The following is a 16535-nucleotide window of genomic DNA, read 5'->3' on the forward strand; positions in this document are numbered from 1 at the left end:
TTCTTGGCTTTGTGTCGTGTAATAAATTAAAATTAGCAAAGCACTTCAACTGCTCTTTATCTTTTCTCCAATTTTATTTTATTTTAAGTGAAGAGATTTTTGAACATGTTGTTTTTGAGAAAGAGCCAACAAAATAAGCTTTATGTCGCATCCAGTAACTAAAGTGAAAAGTTGTTCTACAAAGATCTAATTGCAGTACACAGAACTGAATTATACTTACGCCGGGGATTATAAAAATAATTTGCTGTGTCATTCTAATTAACAATTGGGCGGGGTTGGATTCAAAATGAATCATTCCCAGATCCAATTTGTTGACAGTTGTAGAGACTGATGCTTAGAATGATAAATGGAGGTAATATGTTTCTTCAATACGAACCCAACAAACATAACATTATTCAAGCACACGATTGGATACAAAACAGAATTCACCGTACGCCTATTTTTTCTTCTAAATCATTAAATGCAATTTTAGAATGTAGACTCTACTTCAAATGTGAAAACTTTCAAAAAGTCGGCGCATTTAAATATAGAGGCGCAAGCCTGGCTGTATTATCTCTGCCCAAAATGGATTTTAAAAAAGGTGTTGCAACGCATTCATCCGGCAATCATGCTGCCGCGTTGGCGCTTGCAGCAAAGATGAGAAACATTCCCGCGTATATTGTAATGCCGCGCACCGCTCCGCAAATTAAGAAGATAGCAGTTGAAGGCTATGGTGCTAAAATAATTTTTTGCGAACCGACACTCAGCGCAAGGGAAGAAGCTCTTGCAAAAGTTGTCGCAGAAACTGGAGCCACGTTTGTTCATCCCTACGATAATTACACAATTATTACCGGACAGGCGACCTGTGCAAAAGAAATTTTTGAAGAGTTGGGAGAATTGGATTTCGTAATTTCTCCGGTTGGCGGGGGCGGATTATTAAGCGGAACTTGCTTGAGCGCAAAATATTTTTCTCCCAATACAAAAGTCATTGGGGCAGAACCGAAAGGTGCAGACGATGCGTTCCGATCATTAAAAGAAGGCGCCATTCAACCATCTACAAATCCAAAAACTATTTGCGATGGCTTGCTTACTCAACTAAGCGAAAAAACTTTTTCTATTATTCAGAAAAATGTAAGCGAAATAATTACAATCGAAGAAGAAACTATTATCTCTGCAATGAGAATGATCTGGGAAAGAATGAAAATTATTGTTGAACCTTCCGCCGCGGTTCCCCTCGCAGTGGTTTTAGAGAACAAGAAAAAATTTCTTGGTAAGCGGGTTGGTTTAATTCTTTCTGGTGGAAATGTTGATTTGAACAAACTTCCGTGGGTCAAATAGATACAATAAGTAAATCATTAAAAGAAAAATATATAAGTAATTACGGAGTTGTAAATGACGCTAGAAGCATTAGGTATGATTGAGACAAAAGGACTTATCGGCTCAATTGAAGCTGCCGACGCTATGGTAAAAGCAGCAAATGTAAAATTAATTGGCAAAGAGACAATCGGCGGCGGGTACGTAACCGTTATGGTACGCGGAGATGTTGGTGCAGTAAAAGCAGCTACAGATGCCGGCGCAGCAGCAGCCCAAAGAGTTGGCGAACTTGTTTCTGTTCATGTCATTCCTCGTCCACATAGCGATGTTGAAATGATTCTTCCCTCAACAAAATAATTTTTACGGAGATTTGAGTTGGGACAGAGTTTATATTCACTTAAGAACGAGATAATAGAAGTCGGGAAAAGAATGTATGCAAGGGGATACGTTGCATCTAACGACGGCAACATTAGTGTGCGTCTTGACGAAAATAAAATTTTAATAACTCCATCCGGCGTTAGCAAAGGATTTATAAACGCATCCGACTTGATAATAGTAAATCTTGAAAGCGCTGTTTTGAGCGGAAATAAAAAACCTTCCTCCGAACTTCCGATGCATTTGCAAATTTATAAAGAAAGATCCGATGTAATGAGTGTCTGCCATGCACATCCAATCTATGCAACCGGATTCGCAGTCGCAGGCATTCCTCTCGATATGTGCGTCCTGCCCGAGGTAATTATTTCACTCGGCATTGTTCCGTTAGTAGAATACGGCACTCCGGGAACAAGTGAGTATTTCAATTCAATGATGAAATATTTAAAACAACACGATGCATTTCTTCTGGCAAACCATGGCGTGGTTACTGTTGGAAAAGACATTTTAAGCGCATATCACAAAATGGAAACGGTCGAACACTTTGCCAACATAATTTTTGTTTCACTTCAATTAGGAAAAATTAATATTCTTCCTCAAGAGCAAATAGCAAAATTAATAAGTCAGCGGGAGAAATTTGGAATGACAACAACAGCGGCATGTGCGCCGCAAACTGAAGATGCAAAATCGTTTAGTGCCAAGGAAAAGACAGAAATTCCAAATAAAGAATTAATAAAGAAAATTACAGATGAGATTTTGGGGCAACTTCATAAACAAAAATAATGCTTAATGATTTTTCTATTAGGCATTTCAAAACATTGCACCGATTAGCTTCATACAGTACAAATTATATTCGTTAATCCGTTGTGTGAATTAGGATGTAAACCGTTAAAACGGTTCTAACGTTTTGTTTTGTGTTCTAACCCCCTCGATTAATCGCGGGGTTAATCACTGTAACAATGATTTTTTTACTGTTTCAACAGTTTATTAAACTATATTTTTTGATTCACACAACACGTATTCATTATTTAATAAATACTTCTATCGCATCATGTAAACATTCAACTTCAATCGGAGTGCTCCCCATTAATTGTCCGTCCGGTGTAAGAATCTTAGCCGGAATAGTTTCAATTTTTATCCGTTTTACTTTAAAAGTCTCGACTTCTTTCATCTGAACATGTGTGCCTGTAAATATTTTTGGAAGACATTGCAGAACTTTTATGCGGCTCAATTTATTTAACAAAGTAACATCGAGCAGACCATCATCAATTTTAGCTGAAGGAGCCATTAGAAAATCTTTGCCTGTATATCTTGAATTAGAGATTTCCGTAAAGACATTTTCGCGTTCAATTATTTTTCCATCAACTTCCATTCGCAGATTGAATGATTCCAACGCGATCGTTCTGTATAACACACCAAGTATATACGAAAGGTCACCGAACATTTTTAGTTTGAGTGCTATTGCTGCAATGTCCGTTACAAAACCGAATCCCAATATGTTTAAAAAATAATATTTCTTTTCTTCGGTTGTAAAAACTCCAACATCAACTTTTCTAGTTCTGCCGGATAGAATTGCGTCTATTGCCTCTTCCCATCTCTCGGGTACCAAATCAAGGTCACGAGCAAAAGCATTTCCCCTTCCGATCGGAATTACTCCCACCGGAATTCTTTTTGCAGATTCGTTTGCAAAATATCCATTCAGCATTTCAAAAATGGTCCCATCGCCGCCGGAGACTACAACACCGTCAAAATTTTCGAAATTCAGATTTTTAATAATCTCTGTTCCGTGCCCGGCATATTCGGTTTGGGCAGAATCAAAATCTATTTTCCTTTTAGAAAGGGCATTTTTTATTCTTGAAAAATATTTAATTCCATTTTTATTTCCGGAAGCCGGATTATTCAAGTAGAATATTTTCATGTGTGAATTCTTATTTTATTTATGGTGATTAATTGGGTTCGAAATTAACGGTTAGTTGATTGGCATTCAAGGATTGAAAAATAAAAAGGCCGCGATGCGCTCGGCCTTAAATTAATCTTCAAATTAGTTTGTCATCACTTTTATAATTGCTTCACAGAACATCGGCAAATCATCCGGCTTTCTGCTTGACACCATATTTCTATCGACCACAACCGGTTCATCAAGCCAGATTGCGCCGGCATTTTCTATATCATCCTTAATTCCGGGTGTCGAAGTACACGTATATCCATTCATAATCTTTGCGGAGATTGTTATCCACCCCGCGTGACATATATATGCAACAAGTTTATGGTTATCGTTAAACTGTTTTGTTAATTCCAACACTTTTGCAACTCTCCGCAATTTATCCGGCGCAAACCCACCGGGGATTACAAGTCCGCTAAAATCTTCTTCTTCAACGTCGTTGTAGGATGCATCAGACTTACATGGATAACTATGTTTACCTTGGTATATTTTATTAGCTTCCGGACCCGCAACAATAACTTGAGCGCCCTCTTCGATCAGTCTAAGTTTTGGATACCACAACTCAAGATCTTCGTAGGCATCCTCAACAAACATTAATATTTTTTTTCCTGCAAGTTTTTTCATTTCTATTCCTTTCTTTCCTAATTAAGATTTTATTCTGCAAAATGTTTAATCACTTTTACAACATGTTCTTCGCAAACTTTACAAAACGGCTTTGTTCCCTTTGAAAACATTAAACAATCGAGCATAGAACGGTACATTCCTTTTGCCGAATAGCCTGCTCCTTCAAATGCACCGACTTTATTCCAGTATTTACTGCTCATCAAATATTTGTCCACTTCATCACTATGCATTTTATCTTTTTTATTATATTCATTTTGAGAGGCATCAACCTCTTTCTGTGGCGCTTTATTCCGTTTCAGTTCTGCAATATGTTTATTAAGCTCCCTTCTTTCAGTCTGCCAGGCATAATCCATTTTATCATAATTCTCTTTTTCCCATGGAGTTGGAATTTTAATTCCGGGTGTAATTAAATTTTTCCATTTCAAATTATTTTTATCCAGAAGCCGTGTTATATTCGGTTCAACCGGCTCTTGACCTTGTGGATAAAATTCATTGTAAGCAACATCGGAAGTGTAGTATTCATCAGCCAATCCGCCGAACGAATGACCAAACTCGTGCAAAAAAATGTATGGACTGAATTGATTATCCGCTGCGAACGTGCAGTAAAAATTATAGATTCCGCCGCCGCCGTATCGGGAGCTGTTACACATAATATAAATTGCGTCGTAAGGAACATGCGACGCAAGATCCCGTAATGTTTTGTTCTCTTCGGTCAACACGTACCTTTCCGAGCCGAGGGAATAGAATCTTGTTCCAAGAGTTGTATTCTTATAAATGTTCGCACCGGGTTCGGTAATTCCGCTTTCTTCCGAAGCTTTGAAGATGCCGTAAATATTAAATTCATTTTTATTTGTTTTGTAGGGTTCTTGGTTGAGAAAAATATTTGTGTAGCGTTTTAAATCTTTTTCAAATTTTTTCTGTTCGCCAGCGGAGTAGCCGTCGCCAAGAATTACAACATCAACCTTTAAGTGTGGATCGCCGCTGAAATGACTTTTATAGACTTTAACCGCATTATCCTTAACCGCGTCTTTGATTATATAAAGATCGCTGGGGCTAATTTCGGTTGAAAAGACTTCATTCAATTTATTCTGCTTATCGCGTTTTTCTAATATGAATTTGATCTTATTAATTGGAAATGGAATGATCGCGCTTTCATGGTATGTCCGCTTAATTCCTTTCGATGCTTCATCGCTTGTTTGATATTCTTTGAAGTAGCTGTCAAATCCGCGAGAGAAAATAAGTTTGCCCGATGCCGCATCAAAAATTTTATAATAATATGCACCGTTATCAAAGTTGTCTATTAGATTTTTTGTGCTTCCCGCCCATATTCCGTACTGATAAACGTTATCAAGCGTAACAACTTCGTTGGTTGCATCACCAATGTGGAAATAATCAATCCGCATCGTTTGATCTTTAAAGTAATCACTGAAACTTTTTGGCTGTGCGTATGTTTGAATGGATGAAAGAATGAAAAAGGGAATAAAGGAAAGGAGAAAAAATGGAAAGATTGAAAGACGAAATAAATATTTCATGGCTGACTCTTTGTTTGTTTTCTTGCCGTAAAATTACTGAATTCCGATTAATAAATTTAACCCGGTACGGAACGATACTTCAGATTATAATTAGCCTGAACTTAAATTGAGATAGCCGCCATTAGTAGCCGATGGTCTATTTCTTTTACCTATGCAAAGTGAAGATGAAATCTTTATTTTGTGCGGAGTTAATCCAGGAAGAATGAACATTACATACAAAATATTTTTTTTCCTCTTTATGCTTTCTGCAATTGCAGCAGCACAAGATGAAAGCAAATTTAAGATCGCCCGGCTAAAATACAATGGCGGTGGTGATTGGTATAACGATCCATCTGAAGAAGTAAATCTTCTAAAGTTTATCGGACAGAATACCAACATCAAAACAAATCCAGTTTATGAATTTGTCGACCTAACGAGCGGGAATATTTTCGCGTATCCGTTTTTATTTATGACCGGTCACGGCAACGTTGTTTTCTCAGATTCAGAGGCAAATAAATTACGGGCATATCTAGAGAACGGCGGATTTCTTTATGTTGATGACGATTACGGCTTAGACAAAGCATTCAGAAGAGAGATAAAAAAAGTTTTCCCGGAAAAAGATTTAACTGAGCTTCCGTTTAGCTACGGACTTTATCATTGCTTTTATGAATTTCCAAATGGTGTACCAAAAACACATGAGCACGATGGGAAACCTCCACAAGGATTCGGTATTTTTGTTAACGGGCGGCTTTGTGTTTATTATACATATGAAAGTAATCCAAGTGACGGATGGACCGATCCGGAAGTACATAAAGATACGCCGCAGAAGCGGGAAGAAGCCCTAAAGTTTGGAACGAACTTAATTGTTTGGGCATTGATGAATTGAAAAACTTTTTACTCTAAAGCATTAATAAGAATGACAAATTCGTTATCCGAAATACAAAAAAAACTTCGCTCTGTTGTTGAGCGTGAAAAACGAAGAGATGGTTTGAAAAAACTTTCTCTTTTTATAGACGCAGTCTTTATTCTTTTTTTTCTAATTGTTCTCTTCGAGTTAATTGGAAATTTTAATTCCGGTTTCAGAACCGCTCTATTTTATTTGATGGCATCATTTACCCTCTTGCTGTTCGGTTTTTATGTAGTGTACCCGTTCATAAAAGATATTATTTACTACTCACATCCGGATTATGTAGAGACTTCCCAAAAGATCGGCAATTACTTTCCCGAGATTAAGGATGAGCTTGCTAATGCCGTTCAAATATTAAACGAGAAGAACACTAATTATTCAAATCAACTAATTGATGCGGCATTCAATAATGTTTATATAAAGACGGAAAAATTGAATTTCGGGCAGGTTGTTGATTTTTCTGCAGCGAAAAAATTTTTTAGAATTAGTCTATTTGCATCTTTCTTGACCATATTAATTGTTTGGTTTATCCCGGGATTTAATTCAGCTGCATATAGGTTAATTCATTTCAGCAAGAATTTTACACCGCCGCCAAAATTTGTATTTGTTGTTCAACCCGGAAACGCTGAAATAGCGAAAGGTCAAAATGTAACTATCCGGATAAATACAATAGGGCAACTGCCGGCCGAAATAATACTTTCAGCAAAATCCGAAGAGCAGTCGGAATTTTCCGGAAAAATATTAATCCCGGATTCGCTTGGTAATTTTATTTATGAAGTGCGTTCCGTGAAAAGTTCTTTTGAATACTCTGTTTCAGCGGAAAACATTTCAAGCGAGAACTATAAAATAACCGTTATCAATAGGCCAAACATCACCGGATTTGATTTGGTTATTTCTCCACCCGCTTATACCAGGCTGCCTGAACAAAATCAAAAAGATAACGGAAACATAACGGCTCTTCCGGGCAGTAAAATTAAAATTGCATTGAATTCATCAAGAGAATTATCAAATGCCGTGGTCCAATTCAGCGATAGTACAAATAAAAAGATGAGTATACTTTCAACCAAGTCTACGGTTGAATTTTCTGTCTCCAAAAATCTCAATTATCAAATGCTAATTGAGGACACACAAGGAATTGCCAATATAAATCCGATCAATTACTCAATCAAAGTCTTACCGGATGAATCTCCAAATATTGAGCTCATCGCTCCTTCAAGCAATGTTAAGCTTGGAAAGGAAACAAAAATTTCACTTGTCTCAAAAATTACAGACGACTACGGCTTTAGTAAAATGGAATTAAACTATAGACTTTCTGCTTCAAAGTATCGTCAGCCGGCTACTGAGTTCACTAAAATTCCGATAACAATTTCAACGCAGTTAAAAGAAGATGAAGTTTATTTCGTCTGGGATTTGGCTCCTCTTGTTCTCGCGGAAGGTGAAATTTTATCTTGTTATCTAGAGGTGTTTGATAACGACATAATCAATGGTCCTAAATCTGCAAAGACTCAGCAATTTACAATTACGGTCCCATCACTGAACGAGCTTTTTAGTGAAGCCGAGAACAAGCAAGATGATGCCGCAAAAGATTTAACAAAAACTCTTGAAGAAGCAGAAAAGTTAAAACAGGAAATGCAAAAAATCACAGACGATCTTAAACAGAACTCGAGAGATATATCCTGGCAGGAAAAAGAACGGGCGGAAAAAGCTGTAGAAAAATTTAAAGAGATCGAAAAAAAGGTAGATGAAATTTCTCAAAAACTTTCAGAGATGAAAAATGATTTGACTAAAAACAATCTCCTTTCCGAAGAAACTTTGAAAAAATACAATGAGTTGCAAGAACTTCTGGAAAAAATGAGCAGTGACGAAATGAAGGATGCTTTCAAACGGATGCAAGATGCTCTCAAAAGTATGAACCGGGATAACGTTCAAATGTCTATGGAAGAAATGAAAGCAAATGAGGAATATATTAAGAAAAGTATTGAACGTACTCTAAATCTTCTTAAACGAATTCAGATTGAACAGAAAGTAGATGAGCTGTTGAAGCGTACACAAGACCTCGCGGACAAGATTGATGCTTTGAAAAATAAAACGGAACAATCGAATCTTAGCGATGAGCCGAAGCGGTATGAACTTTCTACGCGCCAGAGTGATGTAACCCAAGATATGAATGACTTAAATGATGAAATGAACAAGCTTGATGATAAAATGGGTGCAATGAAAGATATGCCGAAAGATCTACTTGAGAAACTTCAAAAGGAATTTGAAAAACAGAATAACGAAAAGATTTCGAATGAAACGGAAAATGATTTGAAGCAAATGCAAAAATCCGACGCAATGCAGAATCAACAGCAGCTTTCAAACAATATGAAAAGCATGGGAAAGCAGATGAAGGGATTGCAATCCGCTATGCAGCAAATGAACCAGATGAAAACTTTTTCCGATATGATGAAAATTCTTGATGATCTGCTAACTCTTTCTAAAGATCAAGAGAAGTTGAAGAACGAAACGGAACAGTCAAGTTCCAATTCTCAAAATTTTTCTAAAAATTCGCGCGATCAGAACGAAATACAAAATAACCTTGGCAAGGTTCTTAAGAACATGAGTGATCTTTCTCAAAAAACTTTTGCAATTACGCCGGAGATGGGTAAAGCGCTCGGTCAAGCGTTGTCGGATATGCAGCAATCAATGAACGCATTACAGAACAATCAAGGTCCGCCGGCAGCACAGATGCAAAAGAATGCGATGGCTTCTCTAAATGAAGCGGCGGGGATGATGAAGGGCGCAATGGACCAGATGTTGAATGGAAGCGGTCAGGGCGGCGGCATGATGAGTTTGATGCAGCAATTGCAGAAACTCGGTCAGCAGCAAATGAATCTTAACCAGCTAACCCAGATGATGAATCAAGGTCAATTATCGCAAGAGATGATGGCTCAAATGCGGCGGCTTGCTCAGCAGCAGGAAGCAATACGCAAATCGCTCGAACAATTAAATCAAGAAGCTAAAGAGTCGGGACAGTCGAAGCGCCTTGCGGCAAATCTTGAAAAAATTCTAAATGAGATGAAAGAAGTTGTTACTAATCTACAATCCGAAAAAGTGAACGACGATTTAGTTAAACAGCAGGAGAAAATTTTATCCAAACTTCTTGACGCTCAGAGATCAATGAACGAGCGCGATTACGAGAATGAAAGAAAGTCCGATACCGGTAAAAATTATTCAATTACTTCCCCTCCTGATTTATTGAATACGGATGAAGCCATGAATAAATTAAAAGACGCATTGACGAAAGCAATAAAAGAGGGCTATAAGAAAGACTACGAAGATTTGATAAGAAAATATTTTGACGCTTTGGATAAAATTAACAAATAATTTTCGTGGAGACGCATCACAATACGTCTCCACAAAAGATTAATTTATTCCCATCTCAAATATCTTGAATCACCGAGTAATTCCTGAATCCGGCGTTGTACAATTTCATCCTTATTTTGTTTTCTTGCCTGAAGAGATTCTTTTAGATCCTGGAGACGTTTTTCAAGTTGTTTTACCTCTTCTTGTTTTTGCGATTCCCTGATGTCAAAAAGTTGACTAAGAGAAGATTGAAGTTCCTTTTTTAATGTCTGCTGATTCGCCTTATCGGCATTTTTACACTTGAGCGCATAAAGTTCAACATCTATCTCAAGTTCTTTTTCTTTTTTAATTTTTTCATTTCTTTCCTTATATGAATTCTCATATAAACTAAGCGCGTGTCCATTTGAATAAGAATAAGTACCTGATAAGGAAGGGACAACTAATGCTGAAAATGGAGATGATTCTCTTAACAGCTGGTAATATTTGTTCTTATCTAATTTTTTTACTTCTTCAAGTTTGGTTTTTATTTCTGGAGATAAGTTTTTCAGAAGGCGTTCCTCTTCTTCTTTACTCATTTCCTTTCCCTGAACTGTATATACCTGAGCTAGATTATTATAAAGCTGGGCTACTGCGCCGGAATTGCTAGACTCCTCTTGCGAAAAGTTCTTTACGAAGGGCATTGCAAATAAAACTAAAGTTAAAAATGCAATTATCTTTTTCATTTTATTTCTCCTTTTTAATTAAACGAAAATTTATCTGATCCTTTTTCCAGATTATCTAATCTCTGATCTAGAAGAATAATTTCTTTATCCCATTTATCTTCATCAATCATCTGCATTCTTGTTTTTATATCGTCTATCTGAGAAGAAAAATTTGTTCCCTCCCAGTCTAGCAGATTTTTCGGTATCGTTTTAACGGGAATAGATTGATGTGTAATTATAGAAATAATGATGGCGGCGGTTGCAAGAACACCGGCTAAAGCGGCTTTACCGTAAAAACTTCTATTCATATCGAAACGACGCCGGCTCCCGAATACATAATGAAGCCATGTTTTCTTAATTATAGCTTTTTCAATCATTTTGTTGAATGTCGAATTCTCAACATCGACTAAAGTTTTTTCACTTAGTGTGTCCGCTAATTGAATGACCGATTTCAATTCAAATGTGCAATCACTGCAGGTCAAAAGATGTTCTTTCCAAAAAGCGAGTCTTTCAATTGATAATTCATTGTTCAAATAAAGAAAGACTTCCTTTTGAAATTCTTTGCAAATTACTTTTACATCATTGTTCATTATCATTCCCCAGCAGCTTTTTAATTTTTTTAACCGAATAATGCATATGAGAGAGAACGGTGTTCAGCGGTTCTTTTGTTAATTCCGAGATTTCCTTAAAACTCATTTCGCCATATAATCGAAGCAGAAAAACCTCTTTTTGTTTTGTAGATAGTGTCACAATTGCTTTTTCAATCAATGTATTCGTTTCGTTTTTTATAAATTCTTTATGAGGATCGTTCGCACTTTGCAGCTCGTCCGGTTCAACATCGCTAATTAAGTAATCATTATTTCGTTTTCTCAAATTGTCCATTGCGGTATTGTGCGCTATTGTAAAGAGCCACGATGAAAATTTTTGGCGTTCAGAATATTTTTTAATTCCTTTCCATGTTTTAATCAAAGTTTCCTGAAGAAGATCTTCAGCTTGCGTACGCTCACCGCTCAATTTGAACAAATAAGAAAATAACTGCCGTCTATAGATTTGCATTAACGGACCGAAAGCCGATGTATTTCCGCTACGGCATTTTTCTATTAAATTTTGTTCGTGAGTTGTACTCATATAACTCTGATTTCTATAACTGTAAACGTAACCGGGTTAAATTTATTGTATGTCGAATTGAATATAAAAACGAATTATTTGATGAAAATTCTAAATCTCTGCTAAGTCTTAATCCTTTTGTTTTGAAGCTCATACCTAATTATCCCCGGCTCGGAACCCTCGCCTATAAATTTAAACCCGTTTTTTTCAAGAACTCTTTGCGATGTAACTAATTCCGGCAATGTTTCCGCAATAACTCTTAAAACCTTTGGTTGAGAAAATGCCCAATCAACAATTGCTGCCACTGCTTCCGATGCATAACCATTATGATGATGCGTTTCCATTATCGAATATCCGATCTCAACCGTCCCGCTTTCATCCGGCATTCCTTTGAATCCAATATTTCCGATTGCTTTTTTCTTACTTCCTTCCGGAAGAAGAATATACCAAGATGTGAATCCGCCGGCATCCGGATCATCTTCGAGATACTTTAAGAAAAAATTTATAGATTCCTCATCATTCAACGGCGGCGGCCAGTTATCCGGAATTGCGGCATTTAACAATTTTGGAAGCCTTTTTTGATCATACTTCTCTGCTCGTGCATGTTCCAGCGATCCGGAGAGAAGTTCAAGTCTTTTTGTTTTTAGAATTATACTCGTCATTATTTTTCATTATTTTGTCTGATGAAATTAAATTATTTAATATCTGTCGGCAACAGGGTTATATGAAAATAATATTTTCTCTTTTACTGCTTTCCACTTTAGTTGTAGCGGCAAAACCAATTGAACCTACGCTTCTAGATCAAAAGATAATTTCCCAAACTTTTAACGAAGAATATGATCTAGCAAAAAAAACATGCGATGAGCAGATCAAGCTAAATCCCCTTTCTCCTAAGTACTATTACTATCTAATTAATGTAAAGATACTGGAGTACTATCAGAAAGTAGCTGAATTTGACCAGGACAAACGTGATGAGGGGAGAAAAATACTCAATAAAGGAATAATTGATTACTGCGAAACTGTACTAGATAAATTTGACGAATCGAAATTAGACTTAGAAAACAAATTTTATCTCGGTACTATTTATGCTTACGCTGCGCGAATTTATGGAATGGACGGTTCCTGGTGGAGCGCTTTTAAGAGCGGCAAAACCGCAAAATCGTTGATGGAAGATATTTTAAAATCAGATTCTCAATTTTATGATTCCTATTTAGTTCTCGGGATGATAGAATATTACGCCGACCGGATGAGCGGAATAACCAGTTTCATTGCAGGCATTTTGGGTTTATCCGGTGACCGAGAAAAAGGGTTATATCATCTTCAACTTGCATACGACAAAGGAAAACTTACTTTTGGTCAATCTGCACTTACACTAATTGAGGTCTACTCAAGTCTTGAGGGAAATGAATATGCGGCATTACCTTATTTTGAAAGTTTTCTAAACCGGTTTCCACGCAACCATCGAACACTCAATGCATATTGCCAAATGTTAATGAACATATGGGATTATAAAAAAGCCGAGAGTTTAATTAAAAACGATAAGCAAAATTTGATTGATGATTATGCGCGGGCACGTTTTTATGATGCAAAAGGAGATTCTAAACTTGCAATTCAATACGGGGAACTTGCGCTTGATAATGAAAAGAAGTTATCTCGCGGCGGCGGCGGTGCGGTTCGTTATATAATTGTGTTTAACAGTTGGCTTATGGGCGATTATACAAAAGTTAAAAAATATGAATCGGCTTTGAATGATAGGAATAAAGCAGACTTTGAAAATACCAAGAAGAATGCAGTCGCGGCTAAATGGCTGCGAGAGTTTGCAATTCAAATTGCCTCAGAGAAATCTATAAATGATGTTGAAAATTTTATAAAATCTAAACCCGCATTCGGCGCCGGAAATGGTTTTGAAGATCAGTTCAACATTTTAACCGGGCAGTTTTATTTCAAGAATAATTTGCTGAATAAAGCTGAATCGTTTTTTAATAAACTTCTTACTTCTACTGATGAGCGGGACCGAAATACTACTATGAAATATTTGATTGATATTTACATGCGGCAAGATGTAGATAAGAAAAAAGTAAAGAATTTAATCTCGGCAATTGATGATTCCAAGAACAGCCGGCTTGGCTACAGATCAAGAGATTTAGAAAAGAAGTATAATTTATAATTGTAATTTTATTAATATAAAAAGGGGATAAAATGAACAAGCGGACGAGTAAATGTTAATTAATTTTTTAAAACAAATATTCATGCCAATAACCATTATTGGTATATGTATAGCTTTACTTTATTCGGCGTATAATGACGTTAAGCGTGAAACCATTAATCAGCTAAATCTTGAACAGCTGACACACGCCGAACAAGCTGCAAACGGAATTCAATTGTTTTTCAATGATTATGACATGTTGTTAAGTTATCTCGCAAAGCAAAATTCAATAATAGATTTTAATGAGAACGGGAAAAATTTAGCAACTCTTTTTTATGACAGTCACGCTCCGGAGATACAAGCAATTACCCGCATTGACGAAAATGGCAAAATTATTTTTACCGTCCCAAATAATCCGCAATTTGCCGGAAAGGATATATCATATCAAGAACACATCCAAAGAATTTTAAAAACACATCAGCGGGTGTTGAGTGATATTTTTGAAACGGTTCAAGGATTTAGAAGTATTGCATATTATTTACCTGTTTTCAAAAATGGAATATTTAAAGGCGGTATAGCTATTCTAATTCCTTTTGAAAGCCTCGCAAAAAATTATTTAAGAAATATTAAGGTAAGGCAAAGCGGATTTGCTTGGACAGTCAGCCAAAAAGGAGTTGTAATTTATAGCCCATTTACAGTATTAAATAATAAAAATGTATTTCAACGCTTTTCTAAAAATCCAGAATTGATTTCTTTATTAAATAGAGCTACAAAAGGCGAACGCGGTTCCGGATTTTATTCCTGGGCTAATCCGAATTTACCGGAGACAGATTCCGGGAAAATATGTGCCGTTTATTATCCCGTTAAGATTGCAGATCGGTTTTGGTCGGTAATTGTTGCTACTCCCGAAACCGAGGCATTAAGCACAATGAATGGATTTATAAATAAGTGGGCGACCTTAATTATCTTATTGATCTTCGGGGGATCCGTCTATTTATATTACGTAAATAAAGCCAGGGCAATATTAAAAGAAGAGACAAAGCGTAAAAAAGCGGAGGAAGCTTTACGTCAATCCGAACAAAAATTCAAAACTCTCTTTCATACCGCGGGAGATTCAATTTTTCTTGTAGAGTTAAACGACAAAATAATTGAAACAAATGATTATGCATTAGAAAAATTTGGTTATACAAGAGAAGAGTTTTTAGATTTCTCCATGGGAGAACTAAACTTCCCGCCCGATTCCGAAAGAATTAAAAACCGACTCGGGCTAATTAAAGAAAAAGGTGAGCTTTATTTTGAGTCTGTTTTTAAAACTAAAAGAGGTGAACCGATTCACGTAGGAGTTAATGTTCGAATAATTGATTATGAAGATCGAAAAGTTATGCTATCGATTGCTAGAGATATTTCTCTAAAGAAAAAAGAAGAAGAAGAATTGATAAGAGCCAAAGATGAAGCTGAAATTGCAAGCAGGCTGAAATCCGAATTCCTCGCTCAAATGTCTCACGAAATCAGATCGCCCTTAAACGTAGTGATGGGATTTACAGAATTATTAAAAGATGATTTGAAAGGACAATTGACCGAAGACATGGTAAATAGTTTTAAGGGAATTGATATCGCCGGAAAAAGAATTATTAGAACCGTTGAATTGATTTTAAATATGTCCGAACTACAAGCCGGGATGTATGAATCAATTCGTAAAAAGTTTGATTTGTCAAAAGATGTTTTAGAAGCCATACTCCATGAATATGAAATTGTGGCTAGAAAAAGAGGACTCGATCTTATCCTTTCAAAAAAAACCGATAGAACAATTATCAATGCCGATTTATTCAGCACGAGTCAAATATTTGTTAATCTTATTGATAATGCAATTAAATACACCCCTATTGGGAAAGTAGAAATAACTGTTACTCGTAATGAAAGGAATGAGTTAACCGTTATTATATCAGATACAGGAATTGGGATCTCAAAAGAATTTTTACCCAAACTATTTGAGCCGTTTACGCAAGAACAGCAAGGCTATTCAAGAAAATATGAGGGGACCGGTTTGGGCATGGCTTTAGTTAAAAGATATTGTGAAATTAACGGTGTCGAAATTCAAGTTGATACTGACAAAAACCGGGGAACAAAATTTATACTCTGTTTCGCGGATCAAAATGAACAGCAATAGAATTATAATTTTTAATTAGACCGGAATTACAATGGCGAAAAAACCAAAACTTCTTATTGTAGAGGACGATGAATGGATTCTCAAAATTTTCAGCAAAGTATTTGAAAAAAAATTTGAAATAAATCTTGCCCAGACAATTCGCGCATTTTATTCTTTAATTGAAAACAATGCTTATGATGGATTTATAATTGATTTATCGTTACGTGGTGAGAAAAACGGTCTGCAGTTAATAGAAGAACTCAGGCAAATGGAAAATTATCTCAAAACTCCAATTGTGGTTGTTACTGCAAACGCTCTACGAAAAGATAGAGAAAATTCTCTAAAGGCAGGCGCAACAAAATATATTACCAAACCCGTTGATAATAAAATTCTTCTGCAAGAGGTACTAGATTTATATCCAAACTTATGACTAAAATAACC

Annotated in this window: 15 protein-coding genes; 8 read left to right on the plus strand and 7 right to left on the minus strand. The window is 36.2% G+C overall.

Going from position 1 to position 16535, the window contains the following annotated elements; genetic code table 11:
* Positions 1-357 precede the first annotated feature (357 nt).
* The 3 genes from NTX65_09290 to NTX65_09300 are packed head-to-tail and all read left to right on the plus strand — an operon-like array spanning position 358 to position 2448.
* The gene (locus NTX65_09290; protein ID MCX6169523.1) at positions 358-1317 is read left to right on the plus strand and encodes a pyridoxal-phosphate dependent enzyme; all 960 of its coding nucleotides are present in this window, start codon (positions 358-360) and stop codon (positions 1315-1317) included.
* A 54-nt stretch (positions 1318-1371) separates the two neighbouring features.
* Complete coding sequence (eutM, locus tag NTX65_09295; protein ID MCX6169524.1) at positions 1372-1650, plus strand: ethanolamine utilization microcompartment protein EutM; 279 nt, start codon at positions 1372-1374, stop codon at positions 1648-1650.
* Positions 1651-1668: 18 nt separating this feature from the next.
* A complete protein-coding gene (locus NTX65_09300) occupies positions 1669-2448 on the plus strand; it encodes a class II aldolase/adducin family protein (GenBank protein MCX6169525.1) in 780 nt (259 codons plus the stop codon).
* 241 nt (positions 2449-2689) lie between these two features.
* Here NTX65_09300 and NTX65_09305 read toward each other — a convergent pair whose 3' ends face one another.
* From NTX65_09305 to NTX65_09315, 3 genes are all read right to left on the minus strand, one after another.
* Positions 2690-3583, minus strand: coding sequence for a diacylglycerol kinase family lipid kinase (locus tag NTX65_09305; protein MCX6169526.1), 894 nt, complete (start codon positions 3581-3583; stop codon positions 2690-2692).
* 123 nt (positions 3584-3706) lie between these two features.
* Positions 3707-4231 (minus strand): type 1 glutamine amidotransferase, encoded by a 525-nt coding sequence (locus NTX65_09310; GenBank protein MCX6169527.1) that lies wholly within the window; start codon positions 4229-4231, stop codon positions 3707-3709.
* A 29-nt stretch (positions 4232-4260) separates the two neighbouring features.
* Positions 4261-5763 carry a M64 family metallo-endopeptidase gene (locus tag NTX65_09315; protein ID MCX6169528.1) on the minus strand — a complete coding sequence of 501 codons (1503 nt, stop codon included), beginning with the start codon at positions 5761-5763 and terminating at the stop codon, positions 4261-4263.
* Between the two features lie 202 nt (positions 5764-5965).
* Here NTX65_09315 and NTX65_09320 point away from each other — a divergent pair, with 202 nt between their 5' ends.
* Together NTX65_09320 and NTX65_09325 are read left to right on the plus strand one after the other, a co-directional pair.
* Complete coding sequence (locus tag NTX65_09320) at positions 5966-6628, plus strand: DUF4159 domain-containing protein (protein ID MCX6169529.1); 663 nt, start codon at positions 5966-5968, stop codon at positions 6626-6628.
* A 30-nt stretch (positions 6629-6658) separates the two neighbouring features.
* The gene (locus tag NTX65_09325; protein MCX6169530.1) at positions 6659-10015 is read left to right on the plus strand and encodes a hypothetical protein; all 3357 of its coding nucleotides are present in this window, start codon (positions 6659-6661) and stop codon (positions 10013-10015) included.
* Between the two features lie 44 nt (positions 10016-10059).
* On the opposite strand, the gene NTX65_09330 is transcribed toward NTX65_09325, so the two are convergent.
* The 4 genes from NTX65_09330 to NTX65_09345 form a co-directional block, all read right to left on the minus strand.
* A complete protein-coding gene (locus NTX65_09330; protein MCX6169531.1) occupies positions 10060-10716 on the minus strand; it encodes a hypothetical protein in 657 nt (218 codons plus the stop codon).
* A gap of 14 nt (positions 10717-10730) precedes the next feature.
* Positions 10731-11285 carry a zf-HC2 domain-containing protein gene (locus tag NTX65_09335; protein ID MCX6169532.1) on the minus strand — a complete coding sequence of 185 codons (555 nt, stop codon included), beginning with the start codon at positions 11283-11285 and terminating at the stop codon, positions 10731-10733.
* The gene (locus tag NTX65_09340) at positions 11275-11823 is read right to left on the minus strand and encodes an RNA polymerase sigma factor (protein ID MCX6169533.1); all 549 of its coding nucleotides are present in this window, start codon (positions 11821-11823) and stop codon (positions 11275-11277) included. Before NTX65_09340 ends, NTX65_09335 begins: the two co-directional genes overlap by 11 nt.
* Positions 11824-11924: 101 nt before the next feature.
* Positions 11925-12464: a GNAT family N-acetyltransferase gene (locus NTX65_09345; GenBank protein ID MCX6169534.1), complete on the minus strand. Its 540-nt coding sequence runs from the start codon at positions 12462-12464 to the stop codon at positions 11925-11927.
* A gap of 62 nt (positions 12465-12526) precedes the next feature.
* On the opposite strand from NTX65_09345, the gene NTX65_09350 reads away from it, so the two are divergent.
* The 3 genes from NTX65_09350 to NTX65_09360 are packed head-to-tail and all read left to right on the plus strand — an operon-like array spanning position 12527 to position 16524.
* Positions 12527-13969, plus strand: a complete 1443-nt coding sequence (locus NTX65_09350) for a hypothetical protein (GenBank protein ID MCX6169535.1) — start codon at positions 12527-12529, stop codon at positions 13967-13969.
* Between the two features lie 52 nt (positions 13970-14021).
* Positions 14022-16115: an ATP-binding protein gene (locus NTX65_09355; protein ID MCX6169536.1), complete on the plus strand. Its 2094-nt coding sequence runs from the start codon at positions 14022-14024 to the stop codon at positions 16113-16115.
* A 31-nt stretch (positions 16116-16146) separates the two neighbouring features.
* The gene (locus tag NTX65_09360; GenBank protein ID MCX6169537.1) at positions 16147-16524 is read left to right on the plus strand and encodes a response regulator; all 378 of its coding nucleotides are present in this window, start codon (positions 16147-16149) and stop codon (positions 16522-16524) included.
* Positions 16525-16535: the final 11 nt, after the last annotated feature.

Source organism: Ignavibacteriales bacterium, from assembly GCA_026390795.1.
GTDB lineage: Bacteria > Bacteroidota > Ignavibacteria > Ignavibacteriales > Melioribacteraceae > Fen-1258.

Coding starts and splice junctions, on each gene's coding strand:
- NTX65_09310 (MCX6169527.1), bottom strand. CDS start 4,231: ATGAAAAAACTTGCAGGAAAAAAAATATTAATGTTTGTTGAGGATGCC.
- NTX65_09350 (MCX6169535.1), top strand. CDS start 12,527: ATGAAAATAATATTTTCTCTTTTACTGCTTTCCACTTTAGTTGTAGCG.
- NTX65_09335 (MCX6169532.1), bottom strand. CDS start 11,285: ATGAACAATGATGTAAAAGTAATTTGCAAAGAATTTCAAAAGGAAGTC.
- NTX65_09315 (MCX6169528.1), bottom strand. CDS start 5,763: ATGAAATATTTATTTCGTCTTTCAATCTTTCCATTTTTTCTCCTTTCC.
- NTX65_09320 (MCX6169529.1), top strand. CDS start 5,966: ATGAACATTACATACAAAATATTTTTTTTCCTCTTTATGCTTTCTGCA.
- NTX65_09330 (MCX6169531.1), bottom strand. CDS start 10,716: ATGAAAAAGATAATTGCATTTTTAACTTTAGTTTTATTTGCAATGCCC.
- NTX65_09355 (MCX6169536.1), top strand. CDS start 14,022: ATGTTAATTAATTTTTTAAAACAAATATTCATGCCAATAACCATTATT.
- NTX65_09345 (MCX6169534.1), bottom strand. CDS start 12,464: ATGACGAGTATAATTCTAAAAACAAAAAGACTTGAACTTCTCTCCGGA.
- NTX65_09290 (MCX6169523.1), top strand. CDS start 358: ATGTTTCTTCAATACGAACCCAACAAACATAACATTATTCAAGCACAC.
- NTX65_09340 (MCX6169533.1), bottom strand. CDS start 11,823: ATGAGTACAACTCACGAACAAAATTTAATAGAAAAATGCCGTAGCGGA.
- NTX65_09305 (MCX6169526.1), bottom strand. CDS start 3,583: ATGAAAATATTCTACTTGAATAATCCGGCTTCCGGAAATAAAAATGGA.
- eutM (MCX6169524.1), top strand. CDS start 1,372: ATGACGCTAGAAGCATTAGGTATGATTGAGACAAAAGGACTTATCGGC.
- NTX65_09325 (MCX6169530.1), top strand. CDS start 6,659: ATGACAAATTCGTTATCCGAAATACAAAAAAAACTTCGCTCTGTTGTT.
- NTX65_09360 (MCX6169537.1), top strand. CDS start 16,147: ATGGCGAAAAAACCAAAACTTCTTATTGTAGAGGACGATGAATGGATT.